The sequence below is a fragment of the Streptomyces sp. NPDC044002 genome, assembly GCF_056434525.1.
Genome location: NZ_JBWKEZ010000002.1, coordinates 272278 through 294121, shown reverse-complemented (window position 1 = coordinate 294121; position 21844 = coordinate 272278). Strand labels below are relative to the sequence as shown.

16 protein-coding genes are annotated in these 21844 nt (G+C 74.8%); 6 read left to right on the top strand and 10 right to left on the bottom strand.

Annotated elements, in window-relative coordinates:
- The first annotated feature begins 21 nt into the window (after positions 1–21).
- A complete protein-coding gene (locus AC07A6_RS02855) occupies positions 22–513 on the top strand; it encodes a hypothetical protein (protein ID WP_478775801.1) in 492 nt (163 codons plus the stop codon).
- 81 nt (positions 514–594) lie between these two features.
- Here AC07A6_RS02855 and AC07A6_RS02850 read toward each other — a convergent pair whose 3' ends face one another.
- Together AC07A6_RS02850 and AC07A6_RS02845 are read right to left on the bottom strand one after the other, a co-directional pair.
- Entirely contained in the window at positions 595–2364 is a 1770-nt protein-coding gene (locus AC07A6_RS02850) for a S8 family serine peptidase (protein WP_478775800.1), read from the bottom strand.
- Between the two features lie 292 nt (positions 2365–2656).
- Positions 2657–4084, bottom strand: coding sequence for a cation:dicarboxylate symporter family transporter (locus AC07A6_RS02845; RefSeq protein ID WP_478775843.1), 1428 nt, complete (start codon positions 4082–4084; stop codon positions 2657–2659).
- 67 nt (positions 4085–4151) lie between these two features.
- Here AC07A6_RS02845 and AC07A6_RS02840 point away from each other — a divergent pair, with 67 nt between their 5' ends.
- Positions 4152–5750: a sensor histidine kinase gene (locus AC07A6_RS02840; protein WP_478775799.1), complete on the top strand. Its 1599-nt coding sequence runs from the start codon at positions 4152–4154 to the stop codon at positions 5748–5750.
- Complete coding sequence (locus AC07A6_RS02835; RefSeq protein ID WP_125813514.1) at positions 5747–6445, top strand: response regulator; 699 nt, start codon at positions 5747–5749, stop codon at positions 6443–6445. Before AC07A6_RS02840 ends, AC07A6_RS02835 begins: the two co-directional genes overlap by 4 nt.
- Here the strand turns inward: AC07A6_RS02835 and melC2 are convergent.
- On the bottom strand, positions 6403–7248 hold the full coding sequence (gene melC2, locus AC07A6_RS02830) for a tyrosinase MelC2 (RefSeq protein WP_362458102.1): 846 nt from the start codon (positions 7246–7248) through the stop codon (positions 6403–6405). The two genes, AC07A6_RS02835 and melC2, sit on opposite strands and share 43 nt — an antisense overlap.
- Positions 7248–7640: an apotyrosinase chaperone MelC1 gene (gene melC1, locus AC07A6_RS02825; protein ID WP_362458099.1), complete on the bottom strand. Its 393-nt coding sequence runs from the start codon at positions 7638–7640 to the stop codon at positions 7248–7250. Before melC1 ends, melC2 begins: the two co-directional genes overlap by 1 nt.
- Before the next feature lie 298 nt (positions 7641–7938).
- Here melC1 and gad point away from each other — a divergent pair, with 298 nt between their 5' ends.
- On the top strand, positions 7939–9330 hold the full coding sequence (gene gad / locus AC07A6_RS02820) for a glutamate decarboxylase (protein WP_478775798.1): 1392 nt from the start codon (positions 7939–7941) through the stop codon (positions 9328–9330).
- A 19-nt stretch (positions 9331–9349) separates the two neighbouring features.
- Here gad and AC07A6_RS02815 read toward each other — a convergent pair whose 3' ends face one another.
- From AC07A6_RS02815 to AC07A6_RS02795, 5 genes are all read right to left on the bottom strand, one after another.
- Positions 9350–11830, bottom strand: a complete 2481-nt coding sequence (locus tag AC07A6_RS02815) for a helicase associated domain-containing protein (RefSeq protein ID WP_478775797.1) — start codon at positions 11828–11830, stop codon at positions 9350–9352.
- Positions 11831–11925: 95 nt separating this feature from the next.
- Complete coding sequence (locus AC07A6_RS02810; protein WP_478775796.1) at positions 11926–13602, bottom strand: sigma-70 family RNA polymerase sigma factor; 1677 nt, start codon at positions 13600–13602, stop codon at positions 11926–11928.
- A 76-nt stretch (positions 13603–13678) separates the two neighbouring features.
- Entirely contained in the window at positions 13679–16960 is a 3282-nt protein-coding gene (locus tag AC07A6_RS02805) for a DEAD/DEAH box helicase (RefSeq protein WP_478775795.1), read from the bottom strand.
- A gap of 97 nt (positions 16961–17057) precedes the next feature.
- Positions 17058–17807 (bottom strand): SDR family oxidoreductase, encoded by a 750-nt coding sequence (locus AC07A6_RS02800; protein WP_478775794.1) that lies wholly within the window; start codon positions 17805–17807, stop codon positions 17058–17060.
- Positions 17804–18730, bottom strand: coding sequence for a helix-turn-helix domain-containing protein (locus AC07A6_RS02795; RefSeq protein ID WP_478775793.1), 927 nt, complete (start codon positions 18728–18730; stop codon positions 17804–17806). The genes AC07A6_RS02800 and AC07A6_RS02795 overlap by 4 nt, the downstream gene beginning before the upstream one ends.
- Before the next feature lie 157 nt (positions 18731–18887).
- Between AC07A6_RS02795 and AC07A6_RS02790 the strand changes: the two genes are divergently transcribed.
- Positions 18888–19523 carry a bifunctional 4-hydroxy-2-oxoglutarate aldolase/2-dehydro-3-deoxy-phosphogluconate aldolase gene (locus AC07A6_RS02790; protein WP_478775792.1) on the top strand — a complete coding sequence of 212 codons (636 nt, stop codon included), beginning with the start codon at positions 18888–18890 and terminating at the stop codon, positions 19521–19523.
- Positions 19520–20500, top strand: coding sequence for a PfkB family carbohydrate kinase (locus AC07A6_RS02785; protein ID WP_478775791.1), 981 nt, complete (start codon positions 19520–19522; stop codon positions 20498–20500). The genes AC07A6_RS02790 and AC07A6_RS02785 overlap by 4 nt, the downstream gene beginning before the upstream one ends.
- On the opposite strand, the gene AC07A6_RS02780 is transcribed toward AC07A6_RS02785, so the two are convergent.
- Positions 20497–21750 carry a serpin family protein gene (locus AC07A6_RS02780; protein WP_478775790.1) on the bottom strand — a complete coding sequence of 418 codons (1254 nt, stop codon included), beginning with the start codon at positions 21748–21750 and terminating at the stop codon, positions 20497–20499. The two genes, AC07A6_RS02785 and AC07A6_RS02780, sit on opposite strands and share 4 nt — an antisense overlap.
- Between the last annotated feature and the right edge of the window lie 94 nt (positions 21751–21844).

The following is a 21844-nucleotide window of genomic DNA, read 5'->3' as shown; positions in this document are numbered from 1 at the left end:
GATGACGAAAGGGATGACCGGATGAAGCTCACCAGGACACTGCTCACCGTGGGCACGACGGCTGTCGCGGTGGTCGCGCTCTGCGCCGGCGCGGCCGTCGCGGACGACGATCTGCTCTCGGCACTCAACAACCCGGCGATCGGGGCGGCCTGCCTCCCGTCGGGTCAGGCGGGCGTCGGCAACACCGTCAACGGAACGCAGAACGTCAGCTGTAGCCAGAGCACCTCCCAGGACATCACCAACCCGACGCCCGCCGCGGACGGCGGGGTCACCGGCCAGGTGATCGAGACGGATCCCGTGGAGGCTTTCGCGAACACCTTCAGCGCGGAAGGCGTGCAGTGCCCGGTGGGGAAGATCGCTACGGGCGGGGGTTTCATGAATGGCAACCCGGCTCTGAACGTCCTGTTCGACGCCCCGTCAGCGGATGGAACGGCGTGGGTCGTGGGAGTCAACAACCCGACGAACACCGATAGCGAAGTGACTGGCTTCGCCGTATGTGTGGATGCCGCGTGAGAGACGCGCACGGAGCACCGCGAAGGGCCGCCGGGGAGCGGACGTACCGCTTCCCGACGGCCCCTTGGCGGTGGTGCGTGCTTAGAAGGTGAGGTTCCAGGCGTCGATCTTGCCGGTGTCGCCGCCCGCGTTGTCGTTCACACGGAGCTTCCAGGTGCCGTTGGCCACCTCGGAGGAGGCGTTGACGGTGTAGGTCTGGTTGATGTTGTCCGTGCTGCCGCCGGCCCGGTTGTGGACCGTGTAGACGGTGCCGTCGGGGGCGACCAGGTCGACCTTCAGGTCACCGATGTAGGTGTGCGCGATGTTCACGCCCACCTTGAGGGTGGCCGGGGCGTTGCCGGTCACGCCGGTGACGGCGATCGGGCTCTCCACCGTGGTGTTGTCGCCGATGGCGAAGTCCGCGGTGTTCTCGAAGTACTTGCCGGCCGGGGGAGTGGAGCCGCCGACCGCCTTCAGCGCGTCGACCTGGCCCTCGCCGAAGAAGGCGTTGTTGGCCGTGGTGCCGGTGCAGCGGCTGTCCGACGGGCAGGGGATGTCGTTGGCCTGGGTGGCCAGACGGTCGCGGATCTGCGCCGGGGTGAGGGCCGGGTTGGCGCTCACCATCAGCGCGGCGACACCCGTGACGTGCGGGCTGGCCATCGAGGTACCGCTCTTGGAGCCGTACTTGCCGCCCGGGAGGGTGGAGTAGACGTCCTGGCCGGGGGCCGCGACGTCGATGACGCCCTGGCCGAAGTTGGAGAACGAGGCCTTGGTGGTGCCGGTGCCGTTCGCCGCGACGGTCACCACGCCCGGGAGTTCGGTCGGGATGTCGACGCAGGCGTTGGTGATGTTGCGGGTGACCGGGGTCGAGTCGTTGGGGCTCGCCGTGTCGGTCGTCTTGTGGGCGAGGTCGTAGTTCTCGTTGCCCGCCGCGGCGACCTGGAGCGAACCCTTGCCCTCGGCGTACGCCTGGGCGCGGTTGACGCCCTCGATGATGGCGGCCTGGTCGAGGTTGTCCGGGCAGTTGAACTGCCACGGGTCGGTGTAGTAGCTGTTGTTGGTGACCTTGAAGCCGTGGTCACCGGCCCACACGAACCCGCAGATGGTGTTCTCGGCGAAGAAGAGCGAGCTGGTCGGCTCGGCGATGCGGACCGAGGAGATCTTCACGCCCGGGGCGACGCCGACGACGCCCTTGCCGTTCTTCGCCGCGGCCACCGTGCCGGCGACGTGCGTGCCGTGGTCGCCGACGTCCCGCCAGGAGCCGGCGCGCGTGTCGGGCTTGCCGTAGGCGCAGGAGACCGAGTCGGCGGCGTTGAAGTTCGGCGCGATGTCCTGGTGCTGGTCGTCCACACCGGTGTCGAGGATGCCGACCTTGACCGAGGACGAACCGGCGTTGACGGCCCAGGCCTGGTCCGCCTTGATCTGGCTCATGTCGGCGCGGACCGGCTCGCCGGCCGGGGTCGTCGACTGGGCCGGGTTGGCGGGCAGGGCCGGGTTGTAGGCGTCGGCCGGGACGTCCGAGGTACGGGTGGCGCCGACCTTCTGGACCCCGCTGACCCCGCGCATCGTCTGGGCGAAGGTGCCGGAGGCCGAGTGGGCGACGATCACGCCGATCGCGTCGTAGGACGAGAAGACCGTGCCGCCGTTGGCGGTGACGGCCGAGCGCACCGCCGAGCTGTCACCGGGAGCGGTGATCACGAGGTAGGCGCGGGTGCCGGCGGCCCAGGTCGCACTCTGGGAAGCCGGGGCCGCAGCCTTGGGGGCCGCCGCCGGGGCGGAGGCCGGGGAGCCGGAGGGACCGACGGGAGCGGTGCCGGCGAGTGCGGCGGGAGCTCCGAAGGTGAGGGCGGCGCCGAGAGCGGCCGCCAGCACCATCGCACGTCGAGGTCGGCTGGATATGTGGGGTATCAATGCGTCCTCCGAAGACGGCCCGGCGGTGCTGGTGGCACCTACCGGGCCGTACGAAACGAGTGGTGGACGCAAGATGTCAGACGCGCCGCCCCTGAGGGAAGTACCTTTTAGCGCAGCAGAGTTGAAGATCACATGGCCGAAAGTGGTGGTTCGCGGCCGTTCGTGGGCGTTTGACGCGGGGTCCGGCCGGGCTGGGCACCGTGGGGGCGAGCCCTGCCCGGCCGGATCCCGCAGGTGTGCGGGGCCCGGAGGCTCAGGCCGCCGGCACACCGTCCTTGGGGCCGGCCGCCGGACCGGGCACGGCCGGCGGGGCCGGCGGGGCGGGCTCGACCGGTTCACCGGGCGCCGTGTGGCCGTCGTCCACCAGAGTGGTCTCGTCGAAGGGCAGCCGTCCGGCGAGGACTTCGGCGGCCCGTTCGCGGTCGAACTCCTTCGTCCACGTCCCGATCAGGACGGTGGCCACGGCATTGCCCGCGAAGTTCGTCAGCGCCCGCGCCTCGCTCATGAAGCGGTCGATGCCGACGATCAGGCCCACCCCGTCGACCAGTTCGGGCCGGTGCGACTGGAGACCGCCCGCCAGGGTGGCGAGGCCCGCGCCGGTGACCCCGGCCGCACCCTTGGAGGCCACGATCATGAAGAGCAGCAGCGAGACCTGCTCGCCCAGGGCCAGGGGCTTGCCCATCGCCTCCGCGACGAAGAGCGAGGACATGGTCAGGTAGATGGCGGTCCCGTCCAGGTTGAACGAGTAGCCCGTCGGCACGGTGATGCCGGTGACGGGGCGGGAGACGCCCAGGTGTTCCATCTTCGCGATCAGCCGCGGCAGCGCCGACTCGGAGGAGGAGGTCGACAGGATCAGCAGGAACTCCCGGCCCAGGTAGCGCAGCAGCGCGAAGACGCTGACCCCCGTACAGACCCGCAGCAGGGTGCCCAGCACCACGAAGACGAAGAGCAGACAGGTCGTGTAGAAGCCGATCATGATGACCGCGAGGGACTTCAGCGCGTCGATCCCGGTCGCCCCGACCACCGCCGCGATGGCCCCGAAGGCACCGACGGGCGCCACCCACATGATCATCGCCAGTACGCGGAACACCAGCTTCTGCACGTGCCCGATCCCGCGCAGCACCGGCTCGCCGGCCGGGCCCATCGCCTGGAGCGCGAACCCGCACAAGAGCGCCACCAGCAGCGTCTGCAGCACCTCGCCCCCGGTGAAGGCGGAGACCAGGGTGGTCGGGATGATCCCCAGCAGGAACTCCTGGGTGCTCTCCGCCCCGCCCGCCTTGGCCTGCGCCTCGCCGGCCCGTGCCGCCGCCTCGGTCAGGTGCAGTCCGCTGCCCGGCTCCAGCAGGTTCCCCACCAGCAGCCCGATGGCCAGCGCCACCGTGGACATCACCATGAAGTACCCGAGGGCCAGCCCGCCCACGGCACCGACCTTGGCGGCCTTGCGGACCGACCCGATCCCCAGCACGATCGTGCAGAAGATCACGGGCGAGATCATCATCTTGATGAGGTTCACGAAGCCGGCGCCCAGCGGCTTGAGCTCGACGGCGACGCCGGGTGCGGCGAAGCCGACGGTGATGCCGAGCAGCACCGCGGCGATCACCGCGATGTAGAGGTAGTGGGTTCTGTCGCGTCTGGCGGCCATGTCGCGCTCCTGGGTGGTGAAGTCGTTCCGGGAGACCATCGCCCACCCTGTGACCCCGGTCACCCTTGCGTTCATTGAGTTCACGGCCCGGTGCACACTGAGCGCCATGCTCCGCTTCCCCCGGCCGCCCCGCAGCCTCGCCGGCCAGCTCTTCGCGATGCAGGTCCTGCTGGTCGCGCTCGTCGTCGCCGGCTGCGCGGTCTTCGCGTACGCCACCGCCCGCGACCAGGCCGAGGACGCCGCCCGGCGGCAGGCCGGAGCGGTGGCCCGGGCCGTCGCGGACTCGCCCTCCGTGCACGAGGCCGTACGCGCCGGCGCGCACGGAGCCGATCCCTCCGCCGCGCTCCAGCCCTACGCGGAGCGGGTCCGCACCGACTCGGGCGTGGACTTCGTGACGATCATGGCCCCGGACGGGCGGCGCTGGACCCACCCCGACCCGCGCCGCATCGGCGAGCGCTTCCTCGGCAACACCGCCCCGGCCCTGCGCGGCGGCACCTTCAGCGAGACCTACACCGGCACCCTCGGCCCCTCCATCCGCGTGGTCACCCCGCTCCGGGACGCGGACGGCTCCGTCATCGGGCTGGTCAGCGCGGGCATCACCATCCGGGCCATCAGCGCCCGCCTCGCGGAGCAGCTCACCGCCCTCGCCTGGGTGGCCGCCGGGGCACTGGCCCTCGGCGCGGTGGGCACGTACGTGGTCAACGCCCGGCTGCGCCGCCACACCCACGGCATGGACGCCGCCGGGCTGAGCCGGATGTACGACTACCACCAGGCGGCCCTGCACGGGGTCCGGGAAGGACTGCTGATGCTCGACGGCCACCGCAGGATCACCCTCATCAACGACGCGGGCCGTGAACTGCTCGGCCTGCGCGGGGAGGTCACCGGGACCGGCGTCGCCGACCTGGGCCTGCCCGCACCGCTCACCGGGGCGCTGCTCGCCGACCGGCCCCGGGTGGACGAGGTGCACCTGAGCGCGGAGCGGGTCCTCGTCGTCAACAGCTCGCCGGTGGCCGGCGGCGGCCGCCGCGGCACGGTGGTCACCCTGCGGGACCACACCGAACTCCAGGTGCTGGCCGGGGAGCTGGACCACGAGCGCGGGTTCACCCAGGCCCTGCGCTCCCAGGCGCACGAGGCGGCCAACCGGCTCCACACCGTGGTCTCCCTGATCGAACTGGGCCGCAGCGAGGAGGCGGTGGAGTTCGCCACCGCCGAACTGGAGCTGGCCCAGGCGCTGACCGACGAGGTCGTCGCCGCCGTGGGCGAGCCGGTGCTGGTCGCGCTGCTGCTCGGCAAGGCCGCCCAGGCGCACGAGCGCGGCATCGAGCTGGTGGTCACCCCGGAGTGCGGGGCGATCGAGGCGGGGCCGGGGGTGCCGCCGGCCCGGGACCTGGTGACGGTGCTCGGGAACCTCGTCGACAACGCCCTCGACGCCCTGACGGGGGTGCCGGGCGGGCGGATCACCGTCACCGTGCGCCGGGACGCGGCCGGGCTGCTGCTGCGGGTCGCGGACAACGGGCCCGGGCTGCCCGAGGGGGCGGACGTCTTCCGGCGGGGCTGGTCCGGCAAGGGGGAGGGGCGGGGCCTGGGCCTGGCCCTGGTGCGTCAGGTGGCCCACCGGCACGGCGGCTCGGTGGAGGCGGGCGTCGCCCCCGGCGGCGGAGCGGCGTTCACCGCGCGGCTCCCGCTCGCGGGCGGTGCGGCGTGAGCGGGCCGGTGCGGGTCCTGGTCGTCGAGGACGACCCCGTCGCCGCCGACGCGCACGCGCTCTACGTCGGCCGGGTGCCCGGCTTCACCGCCGTGGCGGCCGTCCACTCCCTGGCCGAGGCCACCCGGGTGCTGGAGCGCACCCCCGTCGACCTGCTGCTGCTCGACCTCACCCTGCCCGACGGCCACGGCCTGCGCTTCGCGCGCGGGTTGCGGGCGGCCGGGCACCCCGCCGACGTGATCGCGGTGACCTCGGCGCGGGACCTGGCCATGGTCCGCGAGAGCGTGTCGCTGGGCGTGGTGCAGTACGTGCTCAAGCCCTTCGCGTTCCCCACCCTGCGCGAACGGCTGCTGCGCTACGCCGAGTTCCGGGCCGCCGCCGGTGAGGCGGCGGGCCAGGACGACGTGGACCGGGCGCTCGCGGCCCTGCGGGCGCCCGCAGCGGCCCAGCTGCCCAAAGGGCTCAGCGCCCCGACCCTGGACCGGGTCGCGGCGCTGCTGCGGGCGGCGCCCGGGGGGCTGACCGCCGCGGGGGCGGCCGAGGCGGCCGGGATCTCGCGGATCACCGCCCGCCGGTACCTGGAGCACCTGGTGGACACCGGGCGCGCCGACCGCACCCCCCGGTACGGCCAGGTCGGCCGCCCCGAACTGCACTACCGCTGGCTGGCGGCGGCCGGCTCGGTGTCGAACGTGTAGAACTTCCGGTGGTCGAGCATGTCGGCCGGGGTCACGTCGTTCCACGGGCGCATCGTGTCCCGCAGGTCGACCACGTTCGGGGTGCCGGCGGCGGGCAGGTAGGTCGAGTTGGGGTTCTTCGCCTGCCAGTCGGCCCAGAGCTTGTCCACGAAGGCGTGGTGCATCCAGAAGACCGGGTCGTTGGGGGAGACGCCGGTGGCCATCTGGCCGCCGACCCACACGTGCACCCGGTTGTGGAGGTTGGCGCCGCGCCAGCCCTCCAGGTTGTTGCGGAAGCCGTTGGAGGAGCTGTTCCAGGGGGCCATGTCGTAGACCGGCATGGCCAGGACGGCGTCCACCTCGGCCCGCGTCGGCAGCTGGGCGACGCCCTCGCCGAGCGCGCGCCGCAGGTAGGAGCGGCCGTCGACACGGACCGCTACCTCCCACTTGCCCGTGGCGTAGGCGAAGGGGCCGTCCATGACCTGTCCGTCGCGGGCGCGGCCGGTGCCGCCGAGGAAGTCGGCGGCCCAGAGGGAGGAGCGGGAGGTGCGGTCGGCGGTCCAGTCCCAGTACGGGAGCGTGACGCTCTTGTCCACCGCCTGAAGAGCCGCTTCGAACTCCAGCAGAAAGCGGCGGTGCCAGGGGAGGAACGAGGGGGAGCGGTGGCCCACCCGGTCGCCCGAGTCGGTGTCGCTCATGATGAAGCCGTTGTGGGTGGTGACGAAGCGGTCGTAGCGGCCGGTGCGCTTCAGTTCGAGCAGCGCGTTGGTGAAGGCGCGCTTCTCCTCGGCGGTCAGCGTGGCCTGGTTCTTGCGGACTGCCATCACATGCCGCCCATCTGCATCGGGGCGAGCTGGGCGCCCTGGAGCTCGCGCACGGCGGCCCGGGCGAGCGACGCGGGGTCGGCGAAGGTCTCGTAGTGGTTTACGACGCTGATCCACGTGCCGTCGGCGTTGCGCATGACGTGCAGCTCGCGGCCGTCTATGCGGACGGTCGGCATCCCGGCGCCGCCGTGGTGGCCACCGTGGTGACCGCCGCCGGAGGCGGGGGATATCTGGATGCGGCGGCCCTGGTACACCTCGTCGACGGTGCCGGCCGGGGTGGTGGCGGCGCGGGAGTCGGTGGCGGCGGCGTGCGCGGTGGCGCCCGCGATGCCGAGGACGGTGAGTGCGCCGGCAGTGGTGCCCAAGGCCTGCCGACGGGTGATCTTGTTCATGGCGGAAGAACTATCAGGACCCGTACGACAGTTGACCGCTATCCGGACATCAGCGGATAAGTTCTATGTAGAACCATTTGGGCGATCTTCCCGTCCGGACCGGCTCCAGTGGTCCGGACGGGAAGATCTGCGGAAGAAATACTACCCGACGGTAATTTTTACGGCCGGACGGGGGTTCCTATGGAGGGGGTCACACCCGGTAGTCGGCCGGAAGCAGTGCCGGAAACCGCCCAGCGCGACCGGTTTTCGAGGGGTCCTGAAGCCGATTTATGTAGAGATTTCCCCCTATAGTCCGGATATGGCTCTTCATCAGACGAAGGACACGCACGCCCGGGACGACGGGACGGACGTGTTCGCGTCCGCCCTGAGCGGCCAGGTCCTCCCCAAGTACCGGATCCCCGACGACCACTCGCCCGCCGAGGTCGTCTACTCGCTCCTGCGCAACGAGCTGCTCCTCGACGGCAACGCCGCCCAGAACCTGGCCACCTTCTGCACCACCTGGTCGGACGACGCCGTGCACCGCCTGATGGACGAGTGCCTCGACAAGAACATGATCGACAAGGACGAGTACCCGCAGACCGCCGAGATCGAGGCCCGCTGCGTCAACATCCTGGCCGACCTCTGGAACGCCCCGCCCGGCCACATCGGCACCGGCTGCTCCACCACCGGCTCCAGCGAGGCCGCCATGCTCGGCGGCCTCGCCCTCAAATGGCGCTGGCGCGAACGCCGCCGCGCCGAGGGCGAACCCGTCGACCGCCCCAACCTGGTGTGCGGCCCGGTCCAGATCTGCTGGGAGAAGTTCGCCCGCTACTTCGACGTCGAGCTGCGCCAGGTCCCCCTGGAACCCGGCGCCACCGGCCTGCGGCCCCACCAGCTCGCCGAGTACGTGGACGAGAACACCATCGGGGTCGTCGCCATCCTCGGCGTCACCTACACCTGCGACTACGAGCCCGTCGCCGAGATCGCCGCCGCCCTCGACCGGATCCAGGCCGAGCACGGCTGGGACGTCCCCGTGCACGTGGACGCCGCCAGCGGGGGCTTCGTCGCCCCCTTCCTCCACCCCGACACGGTCTGGGACTTCCGACTGCCCCGGGTGGCCTCCGTCAACACCTCGGGGCACAAGTACGGGCTCGCCCCCCTCGGCGTCGGCTGGATCGTCTGGCGCACCGCCGACCTGCTCCCCGCCCAGCTCGTCTTCGACGTGGACTACCTGGGCGGCGACATGCCCACCTTCGCCCTCAACTTCTCCCGCCCCGGCGGCGAGGTCATCGCCCAGTACTACCTCTTCCTGCGCCTCGGCCGCGGCGGCTACCGGCGCGTCCAGCAGGCCTGCGCCGACACCGCCCGCTACCTGGCCGCCGAGATCGAGGGCATGGGGCCCTTCACCCTGCTCTACGACGGCCAGGGCGCCCTGCCCGCCGTCTCCTACACCCTCACCGACCCCGCCGGAGCCGGCTTCAGCCTCTACGACCTCTCCGACCGGCTGCGGATGCGCGGCTGGCAGGTGCCCTCGTACCCGCTGCCCGCCGACCGCCAGGACACCGTCGTCCAGCGCGTGCTGATCCGGCACGGGGTGACCCGCGACCAGACCGCCCTGCTCGTCGCCGACCTGCGCCGGGCCGTCGAACACCTCACCGCCACCCCGCAGCCCGTCCCCGCCACCGCACCCCGGTCCGGCTTCCACCACTGACCGGCGGGCCGCCCCGCACCTACGCGGACGCGGACCAGCGCATCCCCAGCTCCGACAGCGCGGCCGCCCGCTCCGGAGCCAGCCCCGCCGCCCGGGAGCGCTGGTTCGCGATCCACGCGCCCAGCCGCAGCTCCCGCGCCCCGACCGGCTCCACGTGCGTGCGCGGCACCCGCAGGTGCCCCTCGCGGGCGTGGAACCGCCGGGCCGCCTCCAGGTGCTCCGCCCAGGCGGCGGCATGACTCCGCCGCGGGGGCGGGCGCTCCGCCTCCGCGGCCGGCGACAGCCCCAGCCCGTGCTCCAGCAGCCACCGCTGCGCCCAGGCCAGCCGCTCCCACCCCAGCCGCTGCCCGCGCACCCACAGCCCCAGGTCCTCACCCTGGACCACCACCGACCCCGGCCCGGCCGGCACCGCACCGCCCGCGTCCAGATGGGCACGGGTCAGCCGGAACGCCCGCTGCCAGCCGATGTCCCACGCCGGGCACCAGGACGCGTCGATCTCCTCCAGGGCCTCCCGGCGCTCCTGCGGCAGCGCACCCGGCCCCTCCCGCCGGGCGGCGGCCCGGTTGTTCTTCATCCACACCCCGACCGGCACCCCCCGCCAGGTGGCGTCCACCGGCGGCAGCAGGTGCCCGTGCTCGGCGGCCCAGGCGCGGGCCGCCACCAGCCCCTCCTCGAAGGCCACGTCGAAATGGCTCCACACCATGCCGAGTTCCTCCAGCTCACGGGTCCGCTCCCGGCCCAGCGCGCCCCTGCGGTACGTGCGCCGCGCGTCCGCGATCCACTGGCCCAGCGGGAAACCGGCCAGCGCCGCCGGCCACTGCGGCCCGCCCGCCGGCACCCGGAACGCGAACGGCACCTTCAGGTCCCCGGCCGTCGCCGCGTACACCCGGGCGGCCTCAGCGCCCCGCCGCCACTGCGTGTGTTCCGGGTTGAGCACGCGCAGCCGGATGAACGCCGCCAGCAGCGCCGGATCCCGCGGCACCGAGAAGCTCAGCAGCGCCCGCGCACCCGCCCCCGGGCCCGTGCCCGCCGCGGCCGCCGCCGGGGCCTTCGCCGCCGCGCTCGGCGCCTGCGGCTGGGCCAGGCCCTCCACCAGCCTGGAGTCGTGCGCCCTCAGCGCCTCCAGCAGCCGCGCGAGGTCCCCGTACGCCCGTGACGTCAGCATCGACTCCGGGGACTCCCCGGGACCCAGCAGCACCGGCACCACCAGCGAGGCCACCTTCCCCTCGCCCGGCCGCATCCGCAGCGCCCGGCCCACCGCCTGCACCAGGTCCGGCATGGAACCGCGCACGTCCGCCCAGAAGACGGAGTCGCACTCCTTGGTGTCCACCCCCTCGCCCAGCACCCGCACGCTGCCCAGGAACGCCTTGTCCGCGACCCGGTCCGCGGCGAACGCCTCCAGCACCCGCCGCCGGTGCGCCGCCGTGTGCTGCCCGCACAGCCAGTCCGCCCAGACCGTGCGCGGATACACCGGCTGCGCCGACCGGCTCGTCACCCGCATCCGGGCCGCGACCGCCGGAAGCCCCGCCGCGAACGCCTCGGCCTCCTTGGTCAGGTGATGGAACACCAGCGTCCGCCGGAAGCCCTGGTCCGCCGCCGCCTTCACCAGGGCCGCCTGGAGCGCCGCCAGCCGCATCCCGCGCACCCGGTCCGAACGGCCGTCGGCGCCCAGCAGCACCGCCGACTGGAACCCGGGGTCGCTGACGTCCACGCACACCACCCGGTACGGGGCGCAGACGCCCCGGTCGATGGCCTCCGACAGGGACAGGGTGTAGCAGCGGGCGCCGAACGGCCCCTGGGGATCGTCCTCCATGGACGCCACCAGCTCGCCCCGCCCCCGCGGCTCCGCACCGCCGGCCGTCTCGGCCGCGTACGCGCCCGCCCCGGCCTCCTCCTCCGGCTCCTCGGCCTCCTCGCTGTCCTCGCCGTCGCGCCACACCCGGGGCGTGGCCGTCATGTACAGCCGCCGCACCGAGGGGATCCGGGTGTTGTCGTGCACCACCGCCCAGGGCTTGCCGATCCTGCCCGAGGTGCGGTGCGCCTCGTCGACCACGACCAGGTCCCAGGGCGGCAGCCCCGCCAGGTGCGCCCCCTCGATGGTGCCCAGCCCCAGCGAGGCGTACGTGGCGAACACCGTCAGCCGCTCCACCGGCCGCGACCCCCACCGGGCCAGCTGCCCCGGAGCGGTCGTCGTGGGCACCCCCACGTCCTCGCCGCGCAGCGAGCACACCGCGAGCGCCCGGCCCGTGCGGCCCCCCTCCCGCCAGGCGGCGACGGTCTGCACGAGCAGATCGAGGGAGGGGACCAGCACCAGCACCCGGCCCGCCCGCAGCTCCTCGGCCGAACGCACGGCCACCAGGGACTTGCCGGACCCGGTCGCCATGATCACCTGGGTCCGCAGGCCCCGCTCGGGCACCCGGCCGGTGGCCGGCAGCTGGAGCGCGCGCACGACCGCGTCGACGGCCTCCCGCTGATGAGGGCGCAGCTCCTGCCTCGCCATACACCCCACTCCACCCGCGTTGATCTGCCTGTTCCGCTCCAGCCCCTATCTTGCCCCGATTCTGAGTCAAAGAGGAGCGCGGGCGGGCGGCCGGCTCAGCGCGCCCCGAAGTTCTGCGTCCACCAGGGGCCGCCGGACCCGCTGTGGATGCCCACGCCGATGTCCTTGAAGGAGCAGTTGAGGATGTTCGCCCGGTGGCCAGGGCTCTTCATCCAGGAGTCCATGACGGCCTGCGCCGTCTGCTGGCCCTTGGCGATGTTCTCCCCGTACGTCGACCACCGGTACCCGGCGGCCGTCGTCCGCGCCCCCGGGTCGGCCCCGTCGGGGTTGGTGTGGTCGAAGAAGTCCCGCCGCGCCATGTCGTCGGAGTGCCCCTGGGCGGCGTTGCGCAGCTGCGCGTCCTCCTTCAGCGGGCCGCAGCCGGCCGCCGCGCGCTCCTGGTTGACCAGGGCGATGACCTGCCCCGCCACGCCCGCCGGAGCCGGGCCCGGGGCCGGCGGGGCCGGGGGCTTCGCGGTGCTCTTCGCCGGTGCGGGAGCCGCCGAGGTCTTCGCGGTGCTCGCCGAGGCGGACGGGGAGGCCGAAGCGGAAGCCGACGCGGAGGGCGAGGCCGACGCCGAAGCGGAAGGCGAGGCCGAGGCGGAGCCGGACGGCTGCGGCGCGCCGGAGTCCGGCGCCGACAGGGCGGCCAGCGGGGAGCCGGGCGCCCCGCCCGCCTGGGCCTTCTTCGCCCCGGGCAGCTGCCCGAGGTACACCAGGCCGCCGCCCGCGACGCACGCGGCGACCACCGCGCCGCCGATGGCCCGGCGCCGGTTCTGGCGGCGCCTGCGCTGCGCCGCGCGGCTGTCGGGGCCGGCCGGGCCCTCGTCGCCGGCCGCGGCCCCGCCCTTGCGCCGGGCGGCGCGGCCCGGGCCGGACACCACCGGCGAGAGCTGCGTCGCCGCCTCGGCGAAGGCCACGTTCGCCGGGGCGGCGCCCGCGGCCGCGGCGGACCGTACGCCCGCCAGCAGCGCCGCCGTCACCGGCACCAGCGCCAGCCCCGCCAGCAGCCCCTCCGCCGGCACCAGCCCGTTCCACAGCCCCGAGCAGCGCAGGCACTCGCGGGCGTGCCGGGCTATTCGCTTGCGCCACAGCGCGGACGGCCGGCCGTCCCAGGTGCCCGTCATCGCCCGCAGCCCCTCACAGGGCGGCTGCGTCTCCAGGGCCCGCTCCACCACGCGGGCCGACTCCAGCTGCGCCTTCATCCGCTGCACCCGCACCGCCGTGTGCTGCGGGGTCAGCTCCAGGGCAGAGGCGACGTCGGCCCGGGTCAGCTCGCCCGCGCACTCCAGCCACCACAGCGACAGCAGAGCACGGTCGTCGGGCTCCAGCCAGCGCGTGGCACGGGCCGTCTCGCGGCGCTGTCCGGACAGGTGGAGCCGCGTGACGGTCAGGTCGGCGAAGTCGGCGCCGGGGTCGGCGACGTCCTGGGCGGCCTCCAGCCCGCTCTGCCCGGGGCCGCCGCTCGTGGCCTGCCAGTGCGCCCGTACGCGGTTCATCGCGATGGCCACCAGCCAGGAGCGGAAGCTCTCGTCGCTGCGCAGGGTGCCGAGCCCGTCGAGCGCCCGCAGCATGGTGTCCTGCACCACGTCGTCCACGTCGTGCGACCCGTTCAGAGCCCGCCCGACCACGTTGTAGACCAGCGGCAGATGGGCGCTGACGAGCTCGTCCTGCGCGCGGGGATCGCCCGCGCGGGCCGCTGCCACCAGCTCTGCCGTGTGCTGTGTACTCATGTGAAGTTCCCTGTCCGTACCGGCGGTCGATGTTGCCCGATAACTGGGAGACCGTCGAGTGGAGCCGGGATAACGGTTATCCGGAAGAATTTTTTTCGCCGCGGCCGGACGGGCTCCAGGTGTGGGACGGCAGGGACTCGGCGAGGGTGGAGAAGAAGCGCTGGTCGCGCCAGGCGTCGCGGTTGCCGATCACGAACAGCCGGCGCTTCGCGCGGCTCACCGCCACGTTGAGGAGGTTCGGGCGGGAGGCCGCCCAGGCCCGGGCGCCCGGGCGGCGCGGGTCCGTGCCCAGGACCAGGACGACGACGTCCGCCTCCTTGCCCTGGGTCGTGTGGACCGTACCCACCCGGTCGTCCGGCACCAGGTCCCGGCAGGCCCGCTTCGCGCCCGCCACCACCTGGCGGAACGGGCTGATGACGAACACGTCCCGGGCCAGGTCCACGCCGCCCTCGTCCCGCAGCCGCTCCAGCACCCGCCGCAGCGCCCGGCCCTCCTCCGGGATCCAGTGCCCGTCCGCCTCCGCGCCGGCGACGTCCACCCAGCTGCTGGCCGGCCGGTACGCGTACGGCTCGCGCGCCTCCGGGTCGACGCCCTGCACCATCAGGCCGTCGTAGGCGACGGCGTTGCTGACCGAGAACATCGGGTCGTCGCACCGCCGGTGCACCCGCAGCGGCGCCCCGACCCACACCTCGTGCCCGCCGTCGGGCAGTTCCGCCGGCAGCAGAGTGCCGTAGCGGTTGGCGCGGTCGGCCAGCCGCTGCACCGACGTGCGGCCCGGCGCCCACTCCTCGGCCACCCCGAACTCCTCACGCAGCGCCCGCTGCGCCGTCCACGGCAGCACCACCACCGGCTCCAGCTGGAGCGGGTCGCCGACGACGACCGTGCGCCGCGCCCGCCACATGCCGCCCACCGCCATCTGCGGGGTCGCCTGCCCGGCCTCGTCCACGAACAGCCAGCCCAGCGCCTGTGCCCCCAGCCGGCCGAAGACCCGGTCCAGGGAGGCGAACGTGGTCGACACCACCGGCACCACGAGGAACAGGCTCTGCCAGGCGGCCCGTACGTGCGTCTCTGGCACCGTCCCCGGCACCGTGCCGGCGACCGCGTCCATGCCGGCCATCAGGTTCGCGTACATGGTGCGGGCCGTGCAGCGCAGGAACGCCCGGTGCAGGTCGAGCGCGGCGAGGAACAGCTCCGTGCGCGCCCGCGTGATCTCCGGGTCCGACCAGGGCGCGGACCGCTCCCGCAGCGGGTCGTCCGTCAGCCAGGCCTCCTCCGGCACGAAGCCCTCCCACCGGGCGCGGGCCGCCCCGAGGGCCTCCTCCATGCGCGCGGCGCGGTCGCGGGCGGCGTCCGCCGCTTCCAGGGCCGTGTCCAGCCGTGCGGAGGCGGCGGCCACGGAGGCCCGTACGCCGTCCAGCCGTGCCCGCTGCGCGTCGTGTTCCCGGCGGGCGGCGGCGACGGCCCCCGCCGCCGCGGCCTCCTCCGCGTGCCAGGCACGGGCGGCCCGGCCCAGGGTGAACAGGCTGACGGAGAAGCCCGGCCGGCGGGCCAGATGGGCCCGGTGCGCCTCCTCGGCCCCGTCCAGGGAGAGTCGTACGCCGGCCAGCGCGGCCTCGGCGGGCGGCAGCTCCTCCCGTGCCCCGGCCAGCGCCGCGGTGTCCCGGTCCACCGCCTCGCGGGTGCCGCGCAGCTCCTCGTACGCCGCCGGCAGGCCCTCGTACGCCGCCGCCGCGTCCGCGCGCTCGCCGCGCAGCCGCTCGACCTCGGCCAGCGCGGCCCCGAACCGCTTCCTGGACTCGGTCCACACGCCGGTCTGCGGGGTGTCGCGCCACTGCCGCAGGAGGTGGGAGAGGCCGTTGCCGCTGTCGATCCAGGGGTTGCGCGCGCCGCGGCGGCCCTGCTGCGGCAGGGGCGGCGGAGGGGCGCCGGTGTCGGTGCGGCGGTACTTGCCGTGCCAGAAGCGGTTGACGAACTCCAGCCGGTTCTTCCTGCTGCCGAGCCGGGCCGCGACCGCCCCCCACGCGGGCTCGCCCTTCAGCAGCCGGGTGGCCTGTTCCGAGAAGTAGTCGGCGTCCTCGCGCCAGCGCGCCCCGAGGGCGGCGCGGGCGGGTATCTCGGTGGATATGTTCTCGACGGCGCCGTTGTTCGCGGAGGCGACGACCATCTCGAAGCCGGTGAACTCGGGCCGCAGCGGGGTGACGGTGCGGGTGTGGTCGCCGCTCTTCCACACGTACGGGGTCTGCCGCTCGAACGCCTCGGAGGGCAGCCGGAGCGCGGCGAGGCGGCGGGCCCGCTCGACGACGGCGGCGGCGAAGCAGTCGCGCAGCATGGTGGTCTTGCCGGTGCCGGGCGGGCCGTTGACGGCGAAGATCCCGGCGGTGGGGGCGAGTTCGGTGTGCACGGCGTTGACGGCGAACTGCTGGCTCAGCGCGAGCGGGTGCCGGGCGTCGGCCGGCCAGCGCCCGGCCGGGGTGCGCTCCGGCGTGACACCGGCCAGCGCCGCCCCGGGCCGCAGCCGCAGGTCGACGCGGCTCGCCCGGTCGAAGCCGGAGCCGGGGGTGAGGTAGGCGCCCAGCCCCGCCCCGGGATCCTCGCGGGCGAGCGCGGCGGCCACCCGGTCCAGGTCGGCGGCGATGAAACTGTTGAGGAAGTCCTGCTGGTCGGCGGCGTCGGCCTGGTCCAGCCGCACGGGCACGCTGCGCACCCGCACGGTCGCGGGGTCCAGCGCGACGGAGACCCCCCAGGTGCGGGCCAGTTCGCCGGTGAACTCCAGCAGGTGGGCGGCGGAGACCACCCCCGGCCCGAGGGCGGGGTCCCCGTCGGCCCCGGCGCCCCCGACGGTCCGGACGGGCCCGACGGGATCCCCGAGCGCCCCGGCCCGCCGGGCCCAGGCGTCGGCGTCCTCCCGGAACCCGTCGAGCCAGCCCGGGGTGCCGGGGCCGGGGGCGACGGCGCGGCCGGTGGCCCAGGCGCAGGAGGAGAACACGGCGGAGTCCAGGAGCACCCGCCCCCGGTCGGTCACGGTGAGGGCGAACAGCGCGCTCTCGCCGTCCATCCGGCCGTCGTGGTCCTCGCCGCTCTCCCCGAACACGTCGAGCAGGGTGTCGCGTACGGAGCCGAGGGCGAACACCCCGCCGTAGACCACGTGCTGCCACCCGTACCCGCCCTCCAGCGGCACCGCCCGCACGGGATGCCCGGCGTCCCACGGCATGGGCCGCCCCGCCTCGACCGGGTACACCCGATCCCGGGCGGAGAGCGCGGGCACCTTCTGCGGACTGAACAGCTCCACCGCCCGCCAGTACCCCACCACCCCGCTGCGGCGCAGCCGCTCGCCCCCCATAACGCCCACTCCCGTCATCGGTGATCAATACGTCGCACCCTACGGGCCCGGTGACGGTGGGTCAGGCGGTTGCGAGGTTCGGGGGAGCGCGGTGCGGCCCGGCGCGCGGGGGCGCTCAGCCGTTGCGGAGGATGCGGTACGCGAGGACCGGGGAGAGGCGCAGCAGGACGCGCAGGATCCGCGTCCTGCCGATGTAGAGCTCGCGCCGCTCGCGGCGGATCCCGCCGAGGACCGCCTCGGCGGTCCGGGCCGCGCTGATCTTGCCGCGGCCCCGGCCGTGGGTCATGTCGGTGTCCACCAGGGGCAGGACCGCGTCGATCACGCGAATGTGGGGCGCCGCCGCCTCGCACTGGTAGCGCAGGGCGCGGGTGAAGGTCCGTACGGCGGCCTTGGTGGCGCAGTACATGGGGGCCGAGGCCTTCGGGGTGAGCGCGAGCCCGCTGGTGATGTTGACGATCGCGGCGGAGGGGAGCTGCCGGAGGTGGGGGAGCAGTGCCGTCGAGAGGGTGGTGACGGCGTCCAGGTTGAGGGCCGTCTCGCGGCGCAGGACCGGGCGGGTGTCGCGCGGGTCCTCGCGGAAGAAGTCGGTGGGCGTCTGCGCCCCCGCGTTGTTGATCACGACGGAGAGGCCGGGGTGGAGGCGGGGCAGCGCGTCGGCGAAGGCGGCGGTCGCCTCGGGGTCGGCCAGGTCGACGACGTGGGCCGAGACGTGCCCTTCGTGTTCGGCCGCGAGGGACTCCAGCCGGCCGGGGTCGCGTCCGACGGCGACCACGTGGGCGCCCTGCCCGACCAGTTGCCGGGTCAGCTCGCGCCCGATGCCGCGGGCGCCGCCCGTCACGAGGACCGTTCTGCCGGTGAGGTTCATGGTGTTCTCTCCTTGTCGGGCGGGTGACGGGCGAAGGCCCGTCCGTAGGCCGCCGGCGTCATCGCCGTGCGGCGCCTGAACTCGCGCGTGAAGTGCGGCTGATCGGCGTAGCCGCACGCGAAGCCCACGACGGGCAGCGCGTGCCGGCCGTCGACGAGCAGGACCGCGGCCGCCTCGGCGCGCACGGCGGCGAGCAGCCTCTGGAAGCCCCCGGCGGGCCGCAGGCGCCGCTGCAGGGTCCGTGGCGAGGCGTCCAGGCTTGCTGCGAGGGCCTGGAGCGACCAGCGGCGGGCGGGGTCGGAGGCCAGGAGGCGGTGCGCCCGCCCGACGGTGTCGGGGCCGGCCGGTGGCGCGGCGCGGGGCGCGGGGGGAGCCGTGGAGGTCCAGGTGAACCGCCACTGTGCGGTGTCGGTGCCGGGCGGCGGCGCCGTGAACACCCCGCCGTCGAAGACCGTCCGCGGGGCGTCGCGGCCCGCGGCGACCGTGAGGCCCCGGGCGCCCGTCATCGTCAGCAGCACCGTCAGCAGGCCGAGGACGAGCACGTCCTCGGCGGGTACGGGCGGCTCCGCGGGCGGGCCGACGTGCTCGGCGGCGACCGCCCCGTCGGCCGCGTGCCGGACGAGGACGCGGTGCCGGGAGTGGGTGAACCGTTCCAGCCGGCCCCACCGCCCGAACAGGTCGAGGGGGCTCCGCGCCCCCAGGAGCGCGGTGACGGCGGGGTCGGTCGCCAGCTCCGGCAGCACCAGGCCGACGCGCAGCAGGGGCAGCAGCCCGTGCCGCTCCGCGATGCCGGTGAGGAACCGGCGCTTGGCGGCGAAGGGCAGCAGCGCCCCGTCGGCGTGCGGGGCGTTCGTGATGATGCCCGCACCCGCCAGTGCCCGTCCCACCGCCGCCACCAGCGTCGAGCTCGCGAATTCGTCCATGCGCCCCACGGTATGGCCGCCGGGCGCGGCCGGTCTTGAACGATCGCGCCAGTGCCGGGAGGGGGTGACCGGCGGCCTCCCGATGTGTATGGTCTAGACCATCAAGTCGGGCCGTACGGCGTACCGTTCCACGCCGTGGAGCAGCCGGGAGGCTTCCTTGTCCTGCCATCCGTACGCGGTGCTGGCCGCCCAGCGCCTGCTCCCGGTGCTGCGCAGCGCCGACGCCGACCGGGCACTGCGGGCCACCGGCCGGCTGCTCGGCGCCGGCTGCCGGGCCGTGGAGCTCACCACCTCCACCCCCGGCTGGGCCCGGGCCGTCACCCGCGCCGCCGGGCTCCGCGACGCACGCGGCCGGACCGCCGTCATCGGGGTGGGCACCGTGACCACCGCCGCCCAGGCCGCGGCGGCCCTCGACGCCGGCGCCGCGTTCCTCGTCTCCCCCTACCCCGCCCCCGAGGTCCGCGAGGCCGCCGCACGGAGCGGGACGCCCTTCCTCGAAGGCGGCTTCACCCCCGGTGAGATAGCCGCCGCCGTGCGGGGCGCCGGCGCCGCCAAGGTGTTCCCGGCCCACGTCGGCGGGCCGGACTTCATCCGCTCCCTCAGGGCCGTGCTCCCGGACGGCGTGCTCGTCCCCACGGGCGGGATCCGGCCCGGCGGCGTCCGCGCGTGGCTCGACGCGGGCGCGACCGCCGTCGGCGTCGGCAGCGGCCTGCCCGACGACCCCGGGGAACTGGCCGCGGCCTTCGCGGAGCTGGCCGGACCCTGCTGCGGCGGGGAGGGGTGCCGGACGTGACCGCCCCGGAGTACGACGTCCTCGTCCTCGGCGAGGTCCTGGTCGAGATCCACGCCGGCACCGCCCTGCGGGAGGCCGCCGACGGCACCGCCGCACGGATCTCCTACTCCGGCGACGCCCTCAACGCCGCCGCCGCGGCCGCCGCGGCCGGGGCCCGCACGGCGCTGCTGACCGTCGTCGGGGACGACGAGCTGAGCGTCCCGCTGCTGCGCCGCGCCGCCGACCTGGGCGTGGACGTAGCCCACGTGCGCCGCGCACCCCGCCCCAACGGGGCCTACCTGCTCTCCGCGGACCCCGACGGGGACCGCGAGTTCGTCTACTGGCGCACCCACAGCGCCGCCTCCACCCTCTCCCCGGCGCACGTCGAGGACTGGCTCCCCCTGCTGACCGGCTGCCGGGCCCTGATCACCAGCGGGGTCACCGGCGCGCTCTCCCCGACCAGCCGCGCGGCCGTACCGGCCGCCGCCCGCGCCGTCCACGCGGCGGGCGGGCTCGTCACGTACGACCCCAACCACCGCCCCCGCCTGACCGGCCGCGCCGAAGCCCGCTCCCTGCTCGCCGAGGTCGCCCCGCTGACCGGGCTGCTGAAGACCTCCTGCCCGGCCGACGCGCTCGCCCTGGTGGACACCGCCGACCCGCCCACCGCCGCCGCCCGCTACCGGGCGCTCGGCGCCCGCACGGTGGCCGTCACCGCCGGCCCGGACCGCCTGCTCCTGGACGACGGAACCCGGGCGGCGTACCACCCCGTCCCCGTCGACCCGGCCCCGGTCGACACCACCGGCGCCGGGGACTGCTTCACCGGCACCACCACCGCCCGCCTCGCCCTGGGCGACCCGCTCGCCCGGGCGGTGGCCTACGGGGTGGCGGCGGCCTCCCTGTCGGTGGCGGGCCGCGGCGGCACGGGCCGGGTGCCCTCCTTCACGGAGACGGCGGCACTGGCGGCGCGGGTGGCGCAGGACACGGCACAGCCTCTCTAGTCCTCCCAGAACTCCGCCTCCTCGGCCTCCTTCTCCTCGGCCGTCTTGGCCTCCTGGTCCGGCTCCTCGTACGGGAGGGGGTCCGTGACCCAGCCCGCCGCCAGGACCAGGCGGGAGGTGCGGTGCACGGCCAGGAAGCCGAAGGGGCGGTCGAAGCGCACGTGCGCGTGGCGGGTGCGGTAGCGCAGGCTGGGAAGGCCGGCCGCCACCGCGCCGAACGCCGTCACCGCGGCCGCCTCGAAGCCCCTCGCGTGGAAGCGGGCGACCGCCGACTGCCGTGCCGAGCCGATGGCCAGGGGGTCGGAGCTGATCCCGGGAAAGCTGCCGGAGCCGCGGTCCGTGGCGGCTTCCAGGCCGAACAGCCGCGCACGCGCCAGGAGATCGTGGTCCGTCCGGACCTCGAAGGCGGGTGTCGCGATGCCGAGCCAGGGCTCGGGCGACTCGGAGCGCACCGTCCGGACGGTCAGGCCCGGGCCCGGGTTCCCGTCGGGCAGCAGGCTCACGGGCGTCGAGGGGCGGGCCCGGGTGGCGGCCTCGATCCCGGTGGTCAGGACGGTGCCCGGCGGGGCGTCCGGCGCGCCCAGGACGAGGTGGACGTCGACCCCGGTGTCCCCGACGACCTCCAGCAGGGTGACCGGACCGGCGGGGCCGTGGGCCACCTTGGCGCGGTCCAGCAGGGACGTGGTGCGGCGCAGCACGATCAGTTCCCGGCCGGACCAGGGGCCTTCGTGCATCTGCTGGGGGTACTCCGCGAACGGCCGGATCCACTTCAGCCGCAGCGCGAGCGCGGAGGCCAGGACGAGCCGGACCGCGTCGGGGCCCTCCGGCAGCGCGACCGGCATGCGTTCGACGAGGCCGTCCGTGCGCTCGGCGGCCCACGCGTCCAGCTGCTTGCCGTCGGCGGCCGGGTCGCCGGTCAGTGTGCCCCGGGTGCCGTCGGGGAGGCCTGCCAGCCAGGCCCGCTCCAGCGGGAGGTCCGTCCGGGTCCACAGGCCCGTCGCCGCCCGCAGGCCCCGTACGCCGGCCAGCGCGGCCAGCAGTTCCCGCGCGGCCTCCGCCGCGTCCCCGGCGGGTATGCCGAGCGCCTCCGCCAGTTCCGCGCGGGCCGGGCCCGCCGCCCCGTCCGCGAGCAGGGCCAGCAGGGGCCACACCCCGGCCGCGGTGAAGACCGTACCCCCGTCCCCGCCGGAGGCTTCGGCGGCCCAGCGCGCCGTGAGCCGGTTGACCGCCCGTACCGTCGAGTTCCTCATGCCGGGGAGGGTACGTGGTGGGGGGGGGGGGGGGGGGGGGGGGGTGTGTTTGCTGTTTGCTTGGGCGTCCGTTTTGGTGCGCCCCTGCTCCTGC